This window comes from Microbulbifer maximicatervae (SeqCode), assembly GCF_052467615.1.
In genome coordinates this window covers 4,262,061-4,282,654 of record NZ_CP174319.1, presented here as the reverse complement: position 1 = coordinate 4,282,654, position 20,594 = coordinate 4,262,061, and the positions used below count along the sequence as shown (strand labels likewise).

Genomic DNA, 20,594 nt, shown 5'->3' with positions numbered 1-20,594 from the left:
GACTGGTTATGTTGGGGCAGAAGATAGCACTAGATAAAAAGTCCTTTCAAGTTAATCCTTGTCTTCAAACGTGCCAGGTTTATTGTTATTTCAACTTTATCTAAAAGCGATTCTTGCCATAAAGCTAGGTGTTTTTGTCCTTATTGTTCGTATCGTTTTAATTAATTTTTTATTAGTTTAAGTCTAATAGAGTAATTAATTTTTTATACTAGATCAGGTGCTGGAAAAGGAGTTGAGGGGGCGAAAATGGATAATAATGACAGCAAAAATTTTTCTAATGCCATAGAAGTACTATCCCTGGCAGCGCGGTACGCTGAGGAGTATGTTTCCGATATTCGCGATCGCCGCGTAAGTCCGTCCGCCTTTGATATTGATCAAATGCAATTTTTTAACAGCGACTTGGCCCGGGCTGGGGAACCGGCAGAGGCTGTTGTCGAGAGCCTGCATCGTTATGGTTCTCCGGCAACAGTTGCCAGTACCGGTGGGCGATTTTTCGGATTGGTGGTAGGTGGGGCTACGCCAGCTTCTATGGGCGCGGCGGTAATGAACGCCGTTTGGGACCAAGTGGCGGTTCTGGAGGCGTCGGCGCCTTCTGCAATTTATCTGGAGCGTATTGCGGCAAACTGGATATTGGAATTGTTAACCTTGCCGATGGAAAGTAGTGTGGGTTTCACCACAGGGTCATCTATGGCCAATATGGTGTGCTTGGCTGCTGCGCGAAATACGCTTTATCAAAAATTAAATATCGACCTGGCAAAAAGCGGGCTAGCTGGTGCGCCGCCACTGCGTATTGTTGTTTCTGAACAGTCCCATGTCACAGTTCACAAGGCGCTCTCTATTCTTGGATTTGGTATGGACCAGGTGATTAAAGCGCCCTGTGATGAACAGGGGAGGGTGCGTGCAGATACTTTTCCCGAGGTTGATGAAACCACCATTATTTGCCTTCAGGCGGGCAACGTAAACTCCGGCAGTTTTGATCCGTTTGCAGACATAATTCCCGAAGCTAAATCCAAAGGTGCCTGGGTACATGTCGACGGTGCCTTTGGTTTGTGGGCAGCGGCATCTCCAGCGAAATCAGTGTTGACTACTGGAGTAGAACAAGCAGATTCCTGGGCTGTAGATGCTCATAAATGGCTAAATACGCCTTATGACTGCGGTTTGGCAATTTGTCGAAAGCCGGGGTCTGTACACAATGTGATGACAACCCAGGCGCCATACTTGCAAGTGGGATCGCTGGTGCCCCCCAAGGATATGGTGCCAGAATTCTCACGTCGGGCCAGAGGGGTGGAAGTGTGGGCGGCGATTCAGGAGATGGGCCCGAAGGGAGTAGCGGCGATGATTGATCGCTGCTGTATCCATGCCCAGCATCTGTGCGAAGGCTTGGCAGAAATGGGCTATGAGATCCTTAACGATGTAGTGTTAAACCAGGTGGTGGCAACTATTGGCACTGCGGAAGACATTCAAGAGATAGTCAGGACCATACAGGAGGAGGGCGTATGCTGGTTTGGAACGACTACCTGGAGAGGAAAAACGGCCCTGCGTATTAGCATCTCTTCCTGGGCGACTACCGATAATGATATTGCCCTCACCCTGGATGCTATTTGCCGGGCGACAGGGGCTCAGATGTCTAGATAACCCATTGTGTGACATGAAGTACTAGGGGCCTTCTAAAGTAAATAGCACTTAATATTTGCATCTTTTAGGTTAGGCAGGGATATTGGTGAATTACTAAGAGGTTCTCTTTTTTCTACCTTTGGGCGTAGCAGCCAGTTTCAGTGGCGAGCGCCGTCTATCCTTGTTGAATGGGCGCGGATCTGGGCCATTATTTTCAAGCTTTTGCTTGGGTATTACTATTTCCGCCAACTCAGCCACTTTTTCAGCGCATAAAGGTGAGGGGCTCGGGTAGAACGATGACTTTTTGGCTGGTTTTAATTCTTTTTTTAATTCTACTCTGGCTTATGTGGATGGCGTTTTGTAGTCCCAGTTTAAGTCGCAATGAGCTACTGAAATTCTCTTTTAATCAACTTACGCTAGCCGGTGGTTTATCCGTTAATTATCGCGAGATGGGGCCTGTTGATGGCGTTAATATACTTTGTCTTCACGGTGGTGGTGATTCACTGAGCGCCTGGAATGCCTGGGCGACAAAATTGGCAGAAAAATATCATGTTATTTTGGTGGACTTACCTGGGCATGGATTGACCGACCCGTTACCAGGAGGCACTTATACACCTAAGCATTTTGCCGATTTTATTGCAGAATTTGTCGCAACCCTGAAACTTAGGGACTATGTGATCGCTGGCCATTCATTTGGTGGAAATGGGGTTTTACGCTATTTAACAGGACATCCGAATATACCCAGGGCCGCTATTCTTGTCTCTCCCGGTGGTTATAAATGTGGCAAGGGACTGGAAATGCCTGCTGGTATTGCCCGATTTGCCACCAGCCATTGGGGGCGAAAAATGGTTGCGCACATTGGTAGTCGTGGATTATTGAGAAAAATGCTGGCTTCCAAATTTTTCTACAATCCGCAGGCTCTGCCGGGGGAAATGCTGGAACGAATCTATTTGCTTTCCCGCTATGAGAAGAATCGCGGTACAGCGATCAATTTGGTTGCTAATGCCACAATCAATTTCCAACCGTTGCCGGACTTGGAGACTATAAAAATTCCAGTTTTATTTATCTGGGGGGCAGAAGATCAAATTATTCCCTTGTCCGTAGGAAAGTACTTCTCTGACAAGTTGCCTAATGGAGAGTTAATCGTATATCAGAAGATGGGGCATATGTCCCATGTCGAAAATGCTGAACAAAGTGTCACCGACGCAATGGAGTTTTTGCAGCGTCAGGGGCTGTGACAATACAGTGGAAAATTTAAAAAAGAGGCCGCAGTGCGGCCGAGTTTGGGGGGATGAAAATCAAGAGCGCCTAATTGATGACAACCAGGCCGGCTTTCACTATGTCGTAGTGACTGAGTTCTGGTACCTGCTGATGTAGGTCGCTTTCCAGTCGATCGATGGATTCCAGTTGTGTACACAAGCGGTTTGCAGACTGCTCAATACTCTTACCGCGCTGTTCCAGTAAGCGCTCCGCCTCTTCAGTGGCCTGTTCTTCAATGCTTTCTCCGCCGGTAAAGGCAGCTTTGAAGGCATGCCAGGCAATAGTTCCCGCGGACTCCATAGCGAGGCGTTCGATACGGGGTTCAAACTCTTCAGAGATGGTTTTCTCTATATAGTTACCCATTTCCTCGTTTCCCAGCTGGTAGATCTCGCCCTCTCGATTGAGGCGGTCCTCAGTGCGCTGGATCAGGTCGGCGGAAAACTGTTGGAGTTCGAGGATATCCGGGTGGTCTGGCCCGGCGAGGGTGCTGATGGCAATGGATAGGCCATCCATTGCAATATCGACCGCCTCAAGGGTGAGTACCAGTGTGTCGCGACCGGCGATGTGTAGCTGTTGGCGGTATTCCTGAAGTAGTTGCTCCTGCTGAGAATTGAGGGACAGCAACTCACCATCCACTGATAGCTGGTTGGGCAGCTGAAATGTCACCAGTTTTCCGTCTTCCCCATCGACGGTAAAGAAGTCCGGGCCTACTTCAATAGCGTAATTCGTAGACACTGTGCAGGTGCTGGTATCGACATGAAAAGAATCGTGGGCCATTGCCTGGGTACTGATACCGAGGCCTATCAAGGTTGAAAGTGCGATTGGCTTCCACATATGCCGGTTTCCTATTGTGTGTCTTTTCAATGTGACGCGCCTGAGTAGCCGAACAGATGCAGGCAGCTAGAAATATTCTTCATTTTTTCCTGACGCAGGCCCGGGGAGTGATGGCCAGGCGTGGATGTTCCAGCGGGTATTCTGTATTTTTAGCCCATAACACTTAATAAATTGAGGGTATTCAATGTTCATAAGCAGGCACATTGCCGCACTGTGCTTCTTGATAGTCAGCACAATGGCACAGGCCGGGAGCATCGCGGAGTACACCGCAGGCATGCATAGGCACAGCGGCTTCCACGACTTTTACTGGGACGAGGCTAACGGCCGGGTGTTGTTGGAGATCGATGAGTTTGAGCGCGAGCTGCTCTTGCTCACCGGGCTGGCCCAGGGACTGGGTTCAAACCCGGTGGGCCTGGATCGCAACCAGGTGGGTGAGAGCCGCTTGGTGAAGTTCCAGCAGTCGGGTAACAAGGTATTACTGCATCAGGTGAACCTGAAATACCGTGCCCAATCAGCAAATGCGGCTGAGCGCCGCGCGGTTGAGGAAGCTTTCGCTTCGTCCGTACTCTGGGGCTTCAAGGTGCTTGCCCAGAGCGATAAGGCGGTACTGGTGGACTTTACGCCCTTCCTGTTGAGCGATCAGCACGGCATTGCTACACGTCTCAAGGGCGCAGAGCAGGGCAGTTACAGTGTGGATAAGAGCAAATCGGCAATTTATCTGCCCCGCACAAAAAACTTTCCCAAGAACAGTGAGTTTGAGGCCCAGCTAACTTTTGCTGGATCAGCTCCGGGAAACTATCTGCGCGAAGTGGTTCCGACTCCTACATTGGTGTCCCTGCGCCAGCATATCTCCCTGATTGAATTGCCGGATAAAGACTATGAGCCCCGCCGTTTTCACAGCCGCAGCGGCTACTTCCCGTTCGCTTATCGAGATTACGCTACGGCGATTGAAGAGCCTCTGGACCAGCGTTATATCTACCGTCATCGACTGGAGAAGAAGTCGGGTAGCGATGAGGTTGTGGAGCCGATTGTTTACTACGTAGATTCCGGAGTTCCTGAGCCGGTGCGCAGCGCCCTGATCGAAGGGGCGAGCTGGTGGGACCAGGCATTCGCTGCAGCAGGATTTAAAAATGCGTTTCGCGTAGAGATTCTGCCGGAGGGCGTCGATCCTTTGGATGTTCGCTATAACGTGATTAATTGGGTACACCGCTCCACTCGCGGTTGGTCCTACGGTTATTCGGTTTACGATCCCCGCACCGGCGAAATTCTAAAAGGCAATGTTACCTTGGGGTCCCTGCGTGTTCGCCAGGACTTTCTGATTGCTCAAGGGCTTGTACAGCCCTACCGCGGCGATACCGTCAGTACTGAGCAGCTAAAGAATATGGCCCTGGCCCGTATCCGTCAGTTATCCGCTCACGAAGTAGGCCATACCCTGGGTCTGGCGCACAACTTTGCTGCCAGTAGCGAAGAGCGGGCTTCCGTTATGGATTACCCGGCTCCGCTGGTCTCTCTGCTGGGAGGTAAGTTGGACCTGACAGATGCCTACGCCACTGGCATCGGCAGTTGGGATAAGTTGGCGGTTCGCTATGGCTATGGCGAGAGCGATGATGAAAAAAGTTATCTCGACAGTGTTATCGCTGAGGCTGAGGAACTAGAGCTGCGTTTTATTTCAGACCCGGACTCCCGCACCATCAATAATGCTCACGCAGTCTCACACCTTTGGGACAACGGCACCGACCCATTGACGGAATTCCAGCGGATGGTCGACTTGAGGCGTCATGCCCTGGATAGCTTCTCTGCGGCGGCAGCGCCCTTATCCGCGCCCCGCTCTGACCTGGAAGAGACCCTGGTGCCTGTGTACTACGGTCATCGCTACCAGGCGGAGGCTGTGGGCAAATTGATTGGTGGCTTGGACTATGACTATGTCTACAACGGTACCGATCAAAATAGCTATACCCTGGTGCCCGCAGAGCGACAACAGCGGGCAATTGATGCACTGCTGGATACACTTTCGCCGCAGTTTCTCACCTTGCCGGAGCAGGTCTTGCAGCTGATTCCGCCCAAGTCCTATGGCTACGAACGTACTATCGAGAGCTTCCCCTCATATACGGGGGTAGCTTTTGATGGGGTGGCTCTGGCGGAAGCGGCTGCTGGGCATACGCTATCAATCCTGATGGACCCGCAGCGCGCGGCGCGAATGAATCAACAGAGTGCCCGCAGCAGTGAGGTACCGGGGTTTGCTAGCCTATTGCAGCGCTTGAGCGCACTGGCTCTGCAGGGTGAGGGTTATACCGGTCTGCAGGCGAGTGTGCACCAGCGGGTTAATCATGCCTATATCGAGCAGTTGATGTTACTGGCCAGTAATGCAAAGGCAGACGAATCAGTGCGGGCCAAAGCGCATTTGGAGCTGGCAAAACTTCTTCAGGAAATTGGTTCTATGCGGCTGTTTGGCGATGATCCTGAGGGCTATAGTGCGCACTATTACTATGAGGCACAGCGCATCGATGCCTTTAAGCAGGGTAAGCTGGAAGTAAAACCTGGTGCGGTTAAAGCATTGCCGCCAGGGTCTCCGATCTGATCTGAAATGGATAAAAGGGGGTGGCTGTAAACGCTCACCCCCTTTGGGCATTAACCGCGAATAAACTGGGATTTCTTTACCCAGTGATTGCCTCGGTATTGTCGAGTGGGTGTTGGGTTTTTCTTCGCCCAGAAAAAGTGGCGGTTAAACTGAAATTCAGCATCGTAACCCTCCGCCAGCGCTGCCAGGGGCATGGCTTGCCAGCTGGTCTGGCGACGTTTGCTGGTTGCCTCCAGCAGGTACTCTTGATCGTTCAAGATGGCCACTACCCAGGCGTGCCCCTGACCTTTATGGGTTCCGAGTGCCACCCGCGCATCAACTCCCAGTTCAATCAGCCAATCTGCCAGCAAAATAGCGTGGTCTTCACAGTCACCACGCTTTTGGTAATAGGCCTGCCGGGATGTTTGCCAAATGTCTGACAAGCCGGCGTATTGCAGGTGATCGTATTGGTACTCTTTATTCATAGCCAGTGTATAAAGAGGCACCCAAAGCTGTTGAGTCTTAAAGGGCTTGAACCCCACCAGGTAGCTATTGGCAAAGTGATGCTGCTGGTCCAGTCCCCGAGCGGAAGCTGTCGCCGCCTCAATTCCCTGCCAGTTCCACACTGAGACATGAGCGCTCTCTTCCAGTGAGCGTTTGTCGACTACTTGCTGGATGGTTTTTTCTTCCAGAGGATAGCGGGTACCCACTACTCGCACTACACCTTGTTGTGAGTCCACAATACTGGCTAACTGACTGCCGCTGCTACCAAAGCTCCATAAATTATCGGAAAGGGGGATTTCCGGTGTGCTTTTAGTTGGCGGCTCCTGTGTATTAGCTCGCCGTACAAGTTCAGGGGTGATCAGTGCGAGGGAAAGTATCAGTGTGATAGCCAGCCACTTGCGCATAGTGCTATCCCTTGAGGCCAAACGAAATAATGATGGCAACAAATATCAATATGGTTGATGCAAATATAGATACGGCGATATTGCCATTTTTTAGCTCGCCTTCGATATCTACAGAGCGAAGCAGTTTCTTATCAATGGTAATCAGTGCGGTGATACCAATAAATAACGCTAGCAGCGTATAAATTAGGTTAATGCCCAGGTTAAACAGGGTTGCCGTTAAAAATTCCAGTTCCATAAATCCTTCAGGCTAATTATGTTTATTAGTGACTGTTAATGGAATAATTTAAGCATAGGGCCTGATTGAGTGCAAAGGATGACCGACCCAGATAAACCGACAGCTTAATTTACAGGTGATTATCAACCTTAATTGGCAATCCGGACTTGTTGATTAGTATTTTATTTGGCTGGGTTGCAATTGGGGAATAGCTCTAGACGAAGAGTTGCTCCGTCGAAGGGCTTTTACGCTTAATTTACCGGGAAAGCCTTTTGAAGAAGTGTATTTATTAGCTCGGTGTTATCCAGGCGGGAACCTGGATAACACACCGAGTTTGATTAGTTATCAATCTCGGTCATTTCATTCAATACAAACTCTTCAACGGCGCCCTCGGTTGCTTTCATATAGTCTTCCAGGTGCTTATTGTTCATGTGGGTTTGCCACAGATCGCGAGTTTCCCAATTTTCATAAAACAGGAAGTGTGCAGGATTGTCATTGTCTTGATGAAGGTTGTAATTAATGCAACCAGCTTCTGCTCGTGTTGTATTAATGAGTTTTAACAATTCAGATTTCACCAGGTCAATTTTGTCGGCCTTGGCTTTAATGTTGGCAACGATAGTGAGCCTGCTCATGTGAACGCCTCTTTGTTTCAATATGTGTTGGATTAAGGTTTGTACTCTTTTCCTTGATCCTTTCAGAGGAGACCTAGTGAACAGCTTAGCTGCCTCCTGGGTAAGGACTGGGATGTCGAGCTGATGAAGTCATTCTAGATCTAGATTGCATCGCTAGAAACACTATAATCTTTGAATCTTTATCAAAAATATATTGAAAATATGCAGCTTGAAGACTTGAGGGTCATTCTTAAAGTGGCTGAGTTTCGCAGTATCACTGCGGCCGCCGCCAGTCTCGACTTACGCACTGCAACTGCCAGCGCAGCGATCAAGCGTGTGGAGAGCGCGCTGGGAGCGGACTTGTTTATTCGCACAACGCGGCAATTGCGGCTATCCAGTGCTGGGGAAAGGTTTATTCCCAAATGTGAGGAGGCCCTCCTGACTTTGGACCTCGCCCGGCAAAATCTCAAGGAAGACAGCGGTCAGATAGATGGCGAGCTTCGCATAGGTGCATCCTCGGACCTGGGAAGGAACCTTGTAACTCCGTGGTTAGATCAATTGTTACAGGAGCACCCGGGGCTGAGTCTTAGAGTGAATATCAGTGATAGTCAAGTGGACTTTTACCGGGATCCTGTGGATATCGCGTTGCGCTACGGCCCCCCAGCGGATGCCAACCTGTATGGTTTTAAGATTTGTGACGTGCCCCGTTTATTGTGTGCAACCCCGGCCTACTTACAGGAAAAGGGTTCCCCGAAAACACCGGAGGATCTCTCCGCACATAATGGCCTTTTTTATCAGCTTCACGAGATTGTGCACAATAATTGGGAATTTTTTCGGGGCGAAGAGATATACAAGATACGTATGTCTGGGAACAGGTCGTCAAATGACGGTGACCTAGTGCGACGTTGGTGTACCTCTGGCTATGGACTTGCCATTAAGTCATGTCTGGATATGTCTGCGGATTTACTTTCCGGTCAGGTAGTGGCCACTATGCGAGACTATAAACCCAAGGCAACGGAGCTATGGTTGGTATCTCCGGGGAGGCAGTCAATAACACCGACGGTACGATTAGTGCGCGACACTTTGAGAGAACGGTGTTCGGGGGTTTTAAAGCAGCTGCTCGCTGAGGGATTACTCTCTGAGAGCGATTTCAGTACGGGGGTGGATATATCTTGAGTCCCAAACAGTTTCTTAACCCTGTGGCTATCTATAAAAACTCTCAACAGGTTTTTCTCGGTTCTGGCAAAGGAAAGGGGAGCTTTGCTCCCCTTTCTTATTTAAGCCCTAGTTAATCCGAATGGGATCAGGAGCCGGAGCAGCCGTAGGTATCCAGGTAGTCATAGGCTGCTTTTGCCTGGACGAGGCCGTAGCCGTAAGCATTATCTCTTCCCGCATCACCGAGATCTTCCGCTGTGGCCGTAAGGGCGTTGCGGATCTCTGTATTGCTACAGTTGGGGAAGTGGCTCCATACCAATGCGGCAACACCGGCAACGTGTGGGGTAGCCATGGAAGTGCCATTGAAATATTCGTAGCTTGTAGCCTCATTTTCCAAATCTACGCTGGCACTCAGCTGCGTGAGCAGAGTTGCACCGTCAGTGTCAGAAATACCAACCGAGGGAATAGTGGTTACAGTATCGCTCAGGGTTGCGCTGGAGAGTAATCCCTCTTCATTGTTGTAAATAATCGCTCCGATACCACCACCGGACTCACAATTTAAAACTTTCTCCGCAAAGCTGATATTGCCTCTCGCAATTAGGCAAATCTTACCCGCTACACTGGTGCAAGCGGATTCAGCCGTACCACAGTCTTCCATTGAACCGGTGATTGCACCAGCTGGGGTGCCTGATATTGGGGCTGATTCGATGTCAATACTGCCGACGGTTAAGCTAGAGATTCTGCCAGTATCAGTGGGAACAGAAGATAGAACCTGTACTCCGGGGGCGGAAAGTTCTACCTGGTCAGTCTGTTGAGAGGAGGACCAGATAGCTTTATCGCTATCGATAGCACCGACGGATACAACGGAAGAGTATGAGGCTGGATAGGAGTGCGCGGTGTTGCCGTCGTTTCCGGCTGCCGCGATGGACAGGATTCCCTGACGATTTAGGTTGTTAAAGGTTCGTCTTTCGAGGAAGTTGGCATTTTCACCGCCCAGACTCATATTGATGATGTTGGCACCATTGTCGGCACAAACCTCTGCGGCTGCCATTAGGGAGGAGGAGTAGGCCCAGCCGTCGCCATCAAACACTTTTACAATATGCAGGTTAATATTACTGCTGGGCATCACGCCAACGACACCAGTACCATTATTCATCGCAGCGATAGTGCCGGCCACATGGGTACCGTGACCGCTTTGATCTTCATACCAGTTACCTGCGCCGCTTGGGTCACTGGTACCAGTGACGGCGTTTCCGGATAAATCTTCGTGAACCAGGTCGTAGCCGGAATCAATAATACAGACTGTGCGGTTGCCGGCCTGAGTATCACCTAGTTGATCTGCCTGCACCATGGTGATTCCGTAGGGGGTTTCCTGGGACATCGGATACCGCTTAACGTCTTCTTCAATAAAAGCAACATCCGGGTTCGAGCGCATTTCTTTTAGGGTTGTTGCAGACATATGTGCTGCCATTGCATTCTGGCGGCGTATTTCAAGAGCCTGTCTTCCGCCTCTCTTCTTCATAAAAGACTTAACGGATTCGCCTTTTCCCTGCTTGAAAGTCACGATATAACGCTTGTCCTCAGCAGTGGCGTTGCCGGTCACGGCGAGCGCTAAAATGCTGGCTGCAAATACAGACAAGGATTTATTCATTGGATGCTCCTGAAGATTTCTATGTTTATTGTTGCTTTTGTCGACGTTCTAATTTCAAGTTTTTTAGTTGTTGATATTTACTTGAGCGTCGAAGAGGGGAATTTATCAGGCTTTTCTTGTCGTATGAATAATTATTTTTTGACTGCTGTTGTTTTTGTTTTCTTATTGAATTTATATTTTGTTTTATTTTTATCTTTTTAAGGATGTTTTTAATTTTTTTTTAAGTGTGGTCGTAGCTTTTATTTTTTGTTTGCTAGATTTTTAGGCTGTTTCTATTTTTGTGGGGAGTTATTGGGGTTTTAAAGTTGAAGCTCCGAGAGTCATCTTGATACCTAATAATGGGAATTGTGAGTTGGAGCAAAGAATTCTAGTTTGAATGCAGCATGTCAATTATTGTTGACTAGATGAGTAGCATTAAGGTGTGTTTCTATTTTTCATCGGTATTCATCCGTTTGGAACGATATAAGGCGGCCAGTCATACATGAGAGTACAGGCTGGCCGCTATCGCTAGCTTTTATCCCTCTTCAGTCGAAGTTGCGCCAGATAAATCCTTATCTACTTTGAGCTCGGTAACTGATCCCATACCAAGTTTACCAATTTTATCTTTTATCTTGGTTTTGTCTCCAACGATAATCCAGGTAAATTGATCAACCTTTAAGGTATCTCGAGCAAGTGAATGGATCGAAGGTAGATCGACATTGCGAACTTCATTTGCATAACCTTCCATATAATTCAAAGGTCGATCGTAGGTAACCATTCCAGAAATAGCTCCTGATACAGCTCGAACTGTTTCAAAACGGCCGGGTAATTCATTGATTCGCTTGTCTTTAATTTTCTGCAGCTCGTCTTCTTTTGCTGGAGAATCGCCGACATAGGCTTGGAGTTCTTTATAAAGCTCTTTTAAAGATTCACTGGTCTTGTCCGTTTGAACTGGTGCATAGACTAAGAGCGGTTGCTGTCCTTTGGCCCCAGTCATAAATGAATAGGCTCCATAAGCCCAGTGCTTATCCTCCCGCAAATTCATATTAATTCGTGCGGTAAAAGTGCCTCCAAATATATCATTCATCATATGTAAGGCTTCTCGCTGTGGCACCGTTTCCGACGGAGCCAGGAGACCGCCAATAATTATGCTCTGTTCAGCCCCCGGTTTATCAATTAGATAAATTCTGGTTTTTTCTGGGTGCGCAACCTGTTGTAGATTCTTTGTAGGTAACGGCTCTTCGGGTGCTTTCCAATCCGCAAAGTGCTGCTCTAATTTTTTTGTCAGATCACCCATGCTGATATCTCCGACTGCAACCAGAGTGGCATTATCGGGGCGCATCCAGGTTTTGTGGTAATTTACCAGATCTTCACGGTTCAGGGAGCTGATAGAGCTTTCTGTTCCCGAACCGGTGAGAGGAACTGCATAAGCATGTCCTTCACCATATAAAAGAGGTGGCAGATTCCGCAAAGCCATGTTTACCGGCTGGGTTTTTTCCTGCTGGATTCCTGCTATCCACCGAGCACGTTTCCGCTCAATCTCTTCATCGGAATAGGCTGGATGCATTACGATATCGGCAAACAAGGATATGGAGCTATCGAGATTGTTTTTTAATGCGTTGAGCCGTACAGAAGAAGTATCAATGTTCGAACCAGCCGAGATTCTGGCCCCTAACATTTCTGCTTTGGCATCAATCTCTAAGGCGCTTAATTTTGTAGTCCCTTCCTTTAGCATGGACATGGCATAGCTAGAGGTTCCCAATTTAGCACCCTGGTCTGCAGCGTAACCGGCATCAAACATAAGGCGAATATCGACTACTGGCGCAGAGTCGCGTTGGGCAAGTATCACTTTTAGACCGTTAGAGAGTTTCGTGGTCTGTAATTCTGGAAATGGGATGCTGGGGAATTCACCGGTATCGGGTAATTTAGACCTATCTGCACCAGTCTCGGAAGTAGTGTATTTGGGGAAAGGGTGTACTTCCAGATTATAATCACCACTGGAAAGCCATTTTACTGCGGCTTCTTTTACCTTTTGAGGGCTGGTGTTTTGCATTTTGGTTAACGCTTCCAGGTAAGCGTTGGGATTGTCGAGGTAGAGTTCACCCCGAGCCAAAATTACGCCCTTACCGCCCCAGCCACCTACCTGCTCGAGGTTGCGTGCTTGGGATGCATAGTGACTCATATTAACCCTTGCAAGTTCCTCTTTGCTTGGCCCTTCCTTGAGAAAACGTTGTAGTTCTTCCTCAATGGCGGCCTCTACTGTTGCGAGTTCAACCCCGGGCTTTACATCGGCAACAATAGGGAAGATGGAAGACAATTCAAATTCATGCAGCCCAATATTAACTTTGGTAGCGATTTGATCTTCGTATACGAGGCGCTGGTAGAGCCGGGAGTTTTTTCCATCCCCCAAAACTGCTGCTGCCAAAGCAATAGCTCCAGCATCGTCGTGAGCTAGATTAGGGGTATTCCAGACTTTATAAAGACGCGATTGAGCAACTTGATCAAACATCTGCTCACGGCTGGACTGATCTCGCTTGGCAATCCACGCTTTTTTCTTGATAAGAGGAGGGCCGGAGGGAATGTCGCCAAAAAAATGGGCTGCTTTTTCTTTTGCTGTTTCTACATCAATATCACCGGCAAGTACTAGTACGGTATTAGCTGCGCCGTAATACTGTTTAAACCACTCGTGAACATCTTCAAGAGAAGCTGCATTCAGGTCTTCCATTGAGCCGATGGTGGTCCAGGAGTAGGGATGCCCAGCTGGATAAATTGCTTTCTGCATCCGCTCCCATACTTTCCCATAGGGCTGGTTCTGGCCCTGGCGCTTCTCATTCTGCACAACGCCACGTTGCTCATCGAGTTTTTCCTGAGTAATTGCGCCCAATAGATGACCCATTCGGTCAGACTCCATCCATAGAGCCATGTCTAAGGCGTTGGTGGGTACTGTTTCGAAGTAATTTGTACGATCCAGCCAGGTGGTACCATTCATACCAGTTGCACCAGCTAGTTCAAACGGTTTAAAAAACTCGTCATTATAGTTTTCTGAACCATTGAACATCAGGTGCTCAAACAAATGCGCAAACCCTGTTCTTCCAGGTTTTTCATCTTTTGAGCCAACGTGGTACCAAACGCCCACGGAAACAATAGGAGCCTTGCGATCCTCATGGACGATTACACGCAGGCCATTGGGCAGAGTAAATTTCTCATAACCTATTTTTAGGGACTCAAACTTATTTTCTAAATTCTCGGAGGCAAACAGATCTTTCTTGGCCTCGGGGTTTTTATTATTTTGGGGAGCGTCACTGCAAGCTGAGAGCGCTATAGCGAGCGCTAATGGAATGCTGTACTTCCGTACTGTTTTCATAATGGTTTCCTTGTCCCTTTTTCCTTCAGGAGAGAATTATCGTTCCATGGCTTTAATTTTTTATAGTTCTAAACTGGCATCAGGTGATTTTCTTTGCACTCCCTTTAAGTTAGATTGGGAGCGCCAAACCAGCATTAGTAAACCCTGCATTGATATAAGCAGAGAAAAACTGCCAGAAAGTCTGATAATAAATGGCTGGCTTGGGGCTTAGCAAATTTAAGTTGTACTTTTTTGGGCGTATGACTCAGTAAGCTTGGCGTATGATTTCAATACCCGGAAGGATTGCTCGATTCCAGGCAGCGTCAACTTCTGGCGAATATTCCTCGTCGTGCTGCCTAATGGTGGCGAGTAGGGCGTCGAGCCAGAGGCGATACCATTCTGGGCGGATATTATAGCCGTTGCGATCGTGACTTTTACCCAAAGCGCGCAGCTTGGTGTCTGGCATGCCGCGTGAATAAAGCACCAGCTGCATAATGCCGTTACGCAAAAGATGGCGCTGGGCTTTCATATCTGTATTGGCAAAGAGCTGACGGATGTCTGTAGAACTTCCCATAAAACGATCATAAAAATCCACAAAAAACTGTTCTTTATTGCAACAGCGTCCATAGCTTTGAAAAACGATATCACTATCCGTTGGTTGCATCGTTTTGGTTACCTCTTATGTTGGCCACCCTCAGTTTTACTTTTAAGTGGCCTCTGTGACTAATATGCATTTGGAAGGGGGGCGGCGATTCTAGCGATCGAATTTAGAAGCGGGAAGTACAATTTGGCTGTGCCTGCTTGTTATCTGGCGTAATTAATTAGTAACTCTCTGTGTGTGAATGGCTGATTCATGGCTGATACTCTGAGTTCTACAAGGCTTTATTTACATTGTCTGGTGTCGATTGCTACTTTAATCGCAATTACATGGCCTTTTATTTATTTAACTGGCTTAGGTAGTCCTTTGGAGGTTGGAGGATTGATCCTGAAAGCATTGTCATTAGTTGGCGTTAGGTGTCAATTCTACTTGAAGTGACTACTCGCTAACTTCCTGGGCGAACAGCTATCAACTAAGGTCGCTTTTGGCTTGATGACCCCTAAGACAGTATCAGGTGCGCTAATCATGCGTAGATTGGCTGATATAACAACGTATTCCCCTGTTTTTAATATCGGCATCGATAGGTTCCAGTTGATATAATCGCCGCCCACATTTTTCAGTTAATCGAAGTAGAAGAGGATTGGCTAATGGCGGTCAAACTGATGGCAGATCTCGATCTCGCTGGTAAGCGCTTACTTATTCGTGAGGACCTGAATGTACCGGTTAAGGACGGTCGTGTAACTTCCGATGCACGTATTCGCGCGGCACTACCGACGATAAAAGCCGCCATCGAAGCCGGGGCTAAAGTGCTGTTGATGTCCCATCTGGGGCGCCCTACAGAGGGGGAGTACGCGGAAGAATTCTCCCTGGCCCCGGTCGCCGCACACCTGGGTGAGCTGTTGGGCCGTGATGTGGCGCTGGTCAAAGAGTGGCGCGATGGCGTTGAGCTGGCCGATGGGGAAGTTGCCCTGCTGGAAAATGTACGGTTTAACAGCGGTGAAAAGAAGGACGATGAGTCCCTGGCAAAGGCCTATGCCCAGTTGTGCGACATCTTCGTGATGGATGCCTTTGGTACTGCCCACCGGGCCCAGGCTTCCACCCATGGTGTGGCTAAATTTGCACCGGTTGCTTGCGCCGGCCCTCTATTGGCTGCTGAGCTGGACGCATTGGAGAAAGCCCTGGCTGAACCGGCGCGCCCGCTGGTTGCTATTGTTGGTGGTTCCAAAGTTTCTACAAAATTGACGGTACTCGAAAGCCTGGCTGACAAAGTCGATCAGCTGATTGTTGGTGGTGGTATTGCCAATACCTTCCTGGCAGCCAGCGGCAAGCCAGTGGGCAAGTCCCTTTGCGAGCACGATCTGGTAGATACCGCCAAGGCCCTGATGCAGAAGTGTGATATCCCTGTGCCAACTGATGTAGTCACAGGTAAAGAATTCAGTGAATCCGCTGCAGCGGAAACCAAAAGTGCCGATGCTGTGGTTGAAGACGATATGATTTTTGATATCGGTCCGAAATCCTCCGAGCAACTGGAAGAAATTCTCAGCAGTGCGAAAACCATTATCTGGAATGGTCCTGTAGGTGTGTTTGAATTTGACCAGTTTGGTGGCGGTACCGAGCACCTCTCTAAAGCCATTGCCGAGAGCGCAGCGTTTTCTATAGCTGGTGGCGGCGACACTCTGGCAGCTGTGGATAAGTATGGCATTGCCGACAAGGTTTCCTATATCTCCACGGGTGGCGGTGCCTTCCTTGAATATGTTGAAGGTAAGAAGCTTCCAGCGGTCGCTATACTGGAAAGCCGCGCACAAGACTAAATAACGAAAAATAAGGCCTGTCGCAATTTGCAGGCAGGTCATAAAAGCAAAAATACAAATACTACGAGTAGACGAGAAAGGAATTAATTATGGCTCTTATCAGCCTGCGCCAAATGTTGGACCATGCCGCAGAGCATGGCTACGGTGTACCCGCATTTAATGTAAACAATCTAGAGCAGATGCGTGCGATTATGGAAGCGGCCAAAGAGACCGATTCTCCAGTAATCGTTCAAGCTTCTGCGGGCGCCCGCAAGTACGCCGGCGCTCCCTTCCTGCGCCACCTTATCCTTGCGGCTATTGAGGAGTTCCCTGAGATCCCGGTAGTTATGCACCAGGATCACGGCACCAGCCCCGCCGTTTGCCAGCGCTCTATCCAACTGGGCTTTAGTTCAGTGATGATGGACGGCTCCCTTGAGGAAGACGGCAAGACCCCGGCTTCTTACGAGTACAATGTAGATGTCACCAAGCGCGCGGTGGATATGGCCCACGCCTGTGGTGTTTCTGTTGAAGGTGAGCTGGGCTGCCTGGGTTCCCTGGAAACCGGTATGGCTGGAGAGGAAGACGGTGTTGGCGCTGAGGGCAAGCTGTCCCACGACCAGCTGCTGACCGATCCGGAAGAGGCCGCTGACTTCGTACAGAAGACCAAGGTGGATGCCCTGGCAATTGCCTGTGGTACCAGCCACGGTGCTTACAAGTTTACTCGTCCGCCCACTGGGGACATCCTGGCCATCGATCGTATCAAAGAGATTCACGCTCGTATTCCAGGCACCCACCTGGTAATGCACGGTTCCTCTTCTGTACCCCAGGAGTGGCTGGCTGTAATCAATGAGTTTGGTGGTGAGATCCCGGAAACCTACGGCGTTCCTGTTGAGCAGATCTGTGAAGGTATCAAGTACGGTGTGCGCAAGGTCAATATCGATACCGACCTGCGCTTGGCCTCGACTGGTGCCACACGTCGCTTCCTGGCTCAGAACCCATCCGAGTTTGACCCGCGCAAGTTCTACAAAGCCGCTATGCAGGCGATGAAGGAAATCTGTATCGCTCGTTATGAGGCGTTTGGCACTGCTGGTAATGCCAGCAAGATTCGCCCTGTTAGCCTCGATGTTATGAGCGAACGCTACGCTGCCGGTGAGCTGGAGCCGCAAATCAAGTAACAGTCTTCCACTGTTGCGAAGAGGTGGGCTCTATGCCCACCTTTTTCTTTTCAGGTTGTCTTTCCCGCTACGATATCACTACCCCTACCGCCAAAATGCAGTACCATTGCACTAATGGATACTTTGCAAGACCTCAGCACCTACGATAATAGCCCGGTAATAAAGCGCCCGGACTACTCTGCATTGCGTCAGAAGTTGCCTGAACTGGATTTCGGCGCTGACGAAACCCCTCTGTGCAAAGAGCTGCGGGATTATCGTAATTTTTACGATTTGCATTTTCCCCGAGCCCATAAGACCGGGGTAGGCACTTTTAAAGTTGCCGGATTTGAACTGGTTTCACAGTATTGGATGGTCGAGAAACCCAAGGGCACCTTGTTTATTTGCCACGGCTATTTTGATCATACGGGTATTTATGGCCCGGCAATCCGCTTTGGCTTGGAGCGGGACCTCAATGTAGTGATTTTTGATTTCCCCGGACATGGTTTATCCAGTGGTGAGCGTGTTGCTATCCATACTTTCCTGCAATACCGCCAGGCGTTTGATGGACTGTTGGAAATTGCGCGAAATAAGTTGCCCGGGCCCTGGCATGCAATGGGCCAGAGCACCGGTGGCGCTGCACTACTGGCCCATCTGCAATACAGCCGCTGGCAGCCTCTGGATAAGGTCTTTTTGTTGGCTCCCTTGGTAAGGCCGTCAAACTGGGCCTGGCTAAATCGCTGGAAATATTATGTGGGCCGCCTGTTTATCCGCGAACCCGGCCGGGCCTTTACGATTAATACCCACGATGTGGAGTTTTCTCGACGTCAGGCACTCAGGGACCCCCTTCAATCTCAATCAATCTCTATGAGCTGGCTCAGGGCGATGGTGGATTGGTTGCAGACATTTCCCCGCACGGCACGCAACCCGCGCCCGATCCTTTTGGTTCAGGGAACGGATGATAAAACCGTTGATTGGCGTTATGGTCTTCATGCTGTTCGGAATCGTTTTCCCAATTGCCACCGGGTATTGATACGCGGCGCTCGGCACCAGATGATTAACGAAACCCAACCTTATCGCCATCAAATATTAGCGGCGATGGATGAGTGGTTAACCAAATAGGCTGTGAGCGATAACTTGTATCGCTCAACTCGCAGAGTTTTGACCTGCACTTTTCACTCGGAAAGCCTTAGCGAATCTACTTAGTTAGAAGAAATGAACGCTCTGTAAATTTCCCCGATAAGGTCGAAGACGCCATCCATGCCTTATGCGGCGGTGCCCAAGTACAATATGTTCTTTCCTTCTCCTTTGGTCAAAAACTCTATTAATACTCCTCATGAGGCCAGCGCCAAGCCAGCCAAATAATAGCTAGTTTTAGAATAATCTCGATAAATCCCAGATAGAAGTAGAAATACCAGGTGGACATTAAAAATGTTACAAATAAGAAAATAATGAAAGCTGAGGATGTAATAATATTTATCCAGCGAGAGATAGATGGTTTAAGTAATAAAGTAAGGGCAACCATAATACAGGGGAGTGACACAATGATTGATACAGTAAGTAGTGACTCTTGTGTGACCGCTCCAAATGGCCCGAACCCCTCAATTATTCTATCTATTTTTCCTGTCCTAAATAGCCCAAAGAAATCCCCATAGATGTAAAGTAGTACTACTGAAGCCCATAGCCCGGCTATTTTAATCTTAACATCTATATGACTGTCAGTGAGCTTGGTCGATGTGCTCTTTAAGTTGTCTTTATCGTTCATGACATTCCCTCGATCTTACTGGTAGATAACTTTTGATTTGATTCGGTAATAGTTGGTGGAGTTCTAATGCCCATAATTAGTAACCATAGACAGGTTCCGATTTCCCCTAGAGAGGCGGGTACTCTAATAAAAGCGGGGATTTGATATTCAGGGAAAAGTAAATTTGCGCAGAACCTTACTAAATAGCTAAGGCATCCTGCCATTAACAGTATGCCCAGTATTTTTGGTAGTAAGTTTGATTTGTAGACCAGGTATCCGAAAGGAAGTAACCATAATCCCCAGAGAACGTGGATTATTTGGATTCCGTTGCTGTACGATTTTAATAACAATAATACCTGGGTATAAATTTGTTCTTTTTCAAAAGTTAGGAGATATTCTGCTCCGCTAAGAAGTGTGAGAGCATCAACTTTGTTAACTATATTGAGTAGAGTAAATGGAATACTGGTGAGAGCAAAAATAACCATTAACAACGCACATCCTCTATTTACAGGTGCAAGTGTGCGATATAAAGCTAGTGGCAGTATTGAAAATAGTATATAGAGAAGTATCCCGCCTAAAATTCCTAATCTATATAGAAATTCATATTCCAGGATGTTTTGCGCTGTTAATGATGCATTTTCCCACGCTGTGGGAATTTTAGAAGGCACATATACTAAAGAAAATATTCCCAACAATATAGTAAGTAAATAAATAAGCCCAGAAAGTCTGGCATATTCTTTTTGAGTCATTTTATATCCTTGTAAAATCAAATTGACAGATAGAGAGCCAATAGTCGGTTAGGTCCTAGTCGCGGTACCCATATAAAGGGGACTGCGATGAAATTCCAACCACGGTAATCAGCTGGAATTTCATAAGAAGAATATGGTCAGCAAAGACGTACTTATGGTGTTGTTCCGTTGTGAATAGAGGTAAAGATTCTGTATCGCTAACGGTACTGAGACTATTGGGTGTGGGGTACTAGCTATTGACACCATGGTGGTCTCTTTAGAGTCACTGTATGCAAAGAAACCTATTGGAATATTGAGTTGTGCGCTACCCAGCTAGGCATGGGCTGCGGAAAGCATGGTTTGAAGTGCGGAATAGTGAGATAAGTGATTTGGGATGGTATGGCCATCCAGAAGATTTGTGAGCCGCCAACTGTATGCGGCTCACACTGTTTAGCCT

At 48.3% G+C, this 20,594-nt stretch carries 16 protein-coding genes; 7 read left to right on the top strand and 9 right to left on the bottom strand.

The genetic code is table 11. The features are described from left to right. The first annotated feature begins 246 nt into the window (after positions 1–246). Positions 247–1,635, top strand: coding sequence for a pyridoxal phosphate-dependent decarboxylase family protein (locus tag ACJJIM_RS18815; RefSeq protein WP_444911723.1), 1,389 nt, complete (start codon positions 247–249; stop codon positions 1,633–1,635). Between the two features lie 329 nt (positions 1,636–1,964). Next, entirely contained in the window at positions 1,965–2,852 is an 888-nt protein-coding gene (locus tag ACJJIM_RS18810; protein ID WP_444911722.1) for an alpha/beta fold hydrolase, read from the top strand. Positions 2,853–2,922: 70 nt separating this feature from the next. Here ACJJIM_RS18810 and ACJJIM_RS18805 read toward each other — a convergent pair whose 3' ends face one another. Further along, positions 2,923–3,708, bottom strand: coding sequence for a DUF2884 family protein (locus tag ACJJIM_RS18805; protein ID WP_413663664.1), 786 nt, complete (start codon positions 3,706–3,708; stop codon positions 2,923–2,925). 184 nt (positions 3,709–3,892) lie between these two features. Between ACJJIM_RS18805 and ACJJIM_RS18800 the strand changes: the two genes are divergently transcribed. After that, positions 3,893–6,286, top strand: coding sequence for a zinc-dependent metalloprotease (locus ACJJIM_RS18800; protein ID WP_413663663.1), 2,394 nt, complete (start codon positions 3,893–3,895; stop codon positions 6,284–6,286). Between the two features lie 50 nt (positions 6,287–6,336). Here the strand turns inward: ACJJIM_RS18800 and ACJJIM_RS18795 are convergent, their stop codons facing one another. From ACJJIM_RS18795 to ACJJIM_RS18785, 3 genes are all read right to left on the bottom strand, one after another. Then, positions 6,337–7,173, bottom strand: coding sequence for a transglutaminase domain-containing protein (locus ACJJIM_RS18795; RefSeq protein WP_444911721.1), 837 nt, complete (start codon positions 7,171–7,173; stop codon positions 6,337–6,339). Positions 7,174–7,177: 4 nt separating this feature from the next. Further along, a complete protein-coding gene (locus tag ACJJIM_RS18790; protein WP_108734840.1) occupies positions 7,178–7,408 on the bottom strand; it encodes a DUF350 domain-containing protein in 231 nt (76 codons plus the stop codon). Positions 7,409–7,725: 317 nt separating this feature from the next. Continuing rightward, on the bottom strand, positions 7,726–8,019 hold the full coding sequence (locus ACJJIM_RS18785) for a putative quinol monooxygenase (protein WP_282930872.1): 294 nt from the start codon (positions 8,017–8,019) through the stop codon (positions 7,726–7,728). A 201-nt stretch (positions 8,020–8,220) separates the two neighbouring features. Here ACJJIM_RS18785 and ACJJIM_RS18780 point away from each other — a divergent pair, with 201 nt between their 5' ends. Next, a complete protein-coding gene (locus ACJJIM_RS18780) occupies positions 8,221–9,174 on the top strand; it encodes a LysR family transcriptional regulator (RefSeq protein ID WP_413663661.1) in 954 nt (317 codons plus the stop codon). Between the two features lie 127 nt (positions 9,175–9,301). Here ACJJIM_RS18780 and ACJJIM_RS18775 read toward each other — a convergent pair whose 3' ends face one another. The 3 genes from ACJJIM_RS18775 to ACJJIM_RS18765 form a co-directional block, all read right to left on the bottom strand. After that, on the bottom strand, positions 9,302–10,804 hold the full coding sequence (locus ACJJIM_RS18775) for a S8 family serine peptidase (RefSeq protein ID WP_444911720.1): 1,503 nt from the start codon (positions 10,802–10,804) through the stop codon (positions 9,302–9,304). 514 nt (positions 10,805–11,318) lie between these two features. Then, the gene (locus tag ACJJIM_RS18770) at positions 11,319–14,147 is read right to left on the bottom strand and encodes a M16 family metallopeptidase (RefSeq protein ID WP_413663659.1); all 2,829 of its coding nucleotides are present in this window, start codon (positions 14,145–14,147) and stop codon (positions 11,319–11,321) included. A gap of 244 nt (positions 14,148–14,391) precedes the next feature. Next, on the bottom strand, positions 14,392–14,790 hold the full coding sequence (locus ACJJIM_RS18765) for a globin (RefSeq protein WP_413663658.1): 399 nt from the start codon (positions 14,788–14,790) through the stop codon (positions 14,392–14,394). A gap of 581 nt (positions 14,791–15,371) precedes the next feature. On the opposite strand from ACJJIM_RS18765, the gene ACJJIM_RS18760 reads away from it, so the two are divergent. The 3 genes from ACJJIM_RS18760 to ACJJIM_RS18750 all read left to right on the top strand — a co-directional run bounded on the left by ACJJIM_RS18760 (position 15,372) and on the right by ACJJIM_RS18750 (position 18,787). Then, positions 15,372–16,535 (top strand): phosphoglycerate kinase, encoded by a 1,164-nt coding sequence (locus ACJJIM_RS18760; RefSeq protein WP_413663657.1) that lies wholly within the window; start codon positions 15,372–15,374, stop codon positions 16,533–16,535. Between the two features lie 89 nt (positions 16,536–16,624). Further along, a complete protein-coding gene (gene fba, locus ACJJIM_RS18755) occupies positions 16,625–17,689 on the top strand; it encodes a class II fructose-bisphosphate aldolase (RefSeq protein WP_282930878.1) in 1,065 nt (354 codons plus the stop codon). A gap of 114 nt (positions 17,690–17,803) precedes the next feature. Next, entirely contained in the window at positions 17,804–18,787 is a 984-nt protein-coding gene (locus ACJJIM_RS18750) for an alpha/beta hydrolase (RefSeq protein ID WP_413663656.1), read from the top strand. 202 nt (positions 18,788–18,989) lie between these two features. Here the strand turns inward: ACJJIM_RS18750 and ACJJIM_RS18745 are convergent, their stop codons facing one another. Both ACJJIM_RS18745 and ACJJIM_RS18740 read right to left on the bottom strand, forming a co-directional pair. After that, the gene (locus ACJJIM_RS18745; protein ID WP_413663655.1) at positions 18,990–19,430 is read right to left on the bottom strand and encodes a DUF6326 family protein; all 441 of its coding nucleotides are present in this window, start codon (positions 19,428–19,430) and stop codon (positions 18,990–18,992) included. Continuing rightward, positions 19,427–20,158: a DUF4386 domain-containing protein gene (locus tag ACJJIM_RS18740; protein ID WP_444911719.1), complete on the bottom strand. Its 732-nt coding sequence runs from the start codon at positions 20,156–20,158 to the stop codon at positions 19,427–19,429. The genes ACJJIM_RS18745 and ACJJIM_RS18740 overlap by 4 nt, the downstream gene beginning before the upstream one ends. Positions 20,159–20,594 lie beyond the last annotated feature (436 nt).

Excerpts from the sequence above, each read along its gene's own strand:
- ACJJIM_RS18815 (WP_444911723.1), top strand. The coding sequence starts at position 247 with ATGGATAATAATGACAGCAAAAATTTTTCTAATGCCATAGAAGTACTA.
- ACJJIM_RS18810 (WP_444911722.1), top strand. The coding sequence starts at position 1,965 with ATGGCGTTTTGTAGTCCCAGTTTAAGTCGCAATGAGCTACTGAAATTC.
- ACJJIM_RS18805 (WP_413663664.1), bottom strand. The coding sequence starts at position 3,708 with ATGTGGAAGCCAATCGCACTTTCAACCTTGATAGGCCTCGGTATCAGT.
- ACJJIM_RS18800 (WP_413663663.1), top strand. The coding sequence starts at position 3,893 with ATGTTCATAAGCAGGCACATTGCCGCACTGTGCTTCTTGATAGTCAGC.
- ACJJIM_RS18795 (WP_444911721.1), bottom strand. The coding sequence starts at position 7,173 with ATGCGCAAGTGGCTGGCTATCACACTGATACTTTCCCTCGCACTGATC.
- ACJJIM_RS18790 (WP_108734840.1), bottom strand. The coding sequence starts at position 7,408 with ATGGAACTGGAATTTTTAACGGCAACCCTGTTTAACCTGGGCATTAAC.
- ACJJIM_RS18785 (WP_282930872.1), bottom strand. The coding sequence starts at position 8,019 with ATGAGCAGGCTCACTATCGTTGCCAACATTAAAGCCAAGGCCGACAAA.
- ACJJIM_RS18780 (WP_413663661.1), top strand. The coding sequence starts at position 8,221 with ATGCAGCTTGAAGACTTGAGGGTCATTCTTAAAGTGGCTGAGTTTCGC.
- ACJJIM_RS18775 (WP_444911720.1), bottom strand. The coding sequence starts at position 10,804 with ATGAATAAATCCTTGTCTGTATTTGCAGCCAGCATTTTAGCGCTCGCC.
- ACJJIM_RS18770 (WP_413663659.1), bottom strand. The coding sequence starts at position 14,147 with ATGAAAACAGTACGGAAGTACAGCATTCCATTAGCGCTCGCTATAGCG.
- ACJJIM_RS18765 (WP_413663658.1), bottom strand. The coding sequence starts at position 14,790 with ATGCAACCAACGGATAGTGATATCGTTTTTCAAAGCTATGGACGCTGT.
- ACJJIM_RS18760 (WP_413663657.1), top strand. The coding sequence starts at position 15,372 with ATGGCGGTCAAACTGATGGCAGATCTCGATCTCGCTGGTAAGCGCTTA.
- fba (WP_282930878.1), top strand. The coding sequence starts at position 16,625 with ATGGCTCTTATCAGCCTGCGCCAAATGTTGGACCATGCCGCAGAGCAT.
- ACJJIM_RS18750 (WP_413663656.1), top strand. The coding sequence starts at position 17,804 with ATGGATACTTTGCAAGACCTCAGCACCTACGATAATAGCCCGGTAATA.
- ACJJIM_RS18745 (WP_413663655.1), bottom strand. The coding sequence starts at position 19,430 with ATGAACGATAAAGACAACTTAAAGAGCACATCGACCAAGCTCACTGAC.
- ACJJIM_RS18740 (WP_444911719.1), bottom strand. The coding sequence starts at position 20,158 with ATGACTCAAAAAGAATATGCCAGACTTTCTGGGCTTATTTATTTACTT.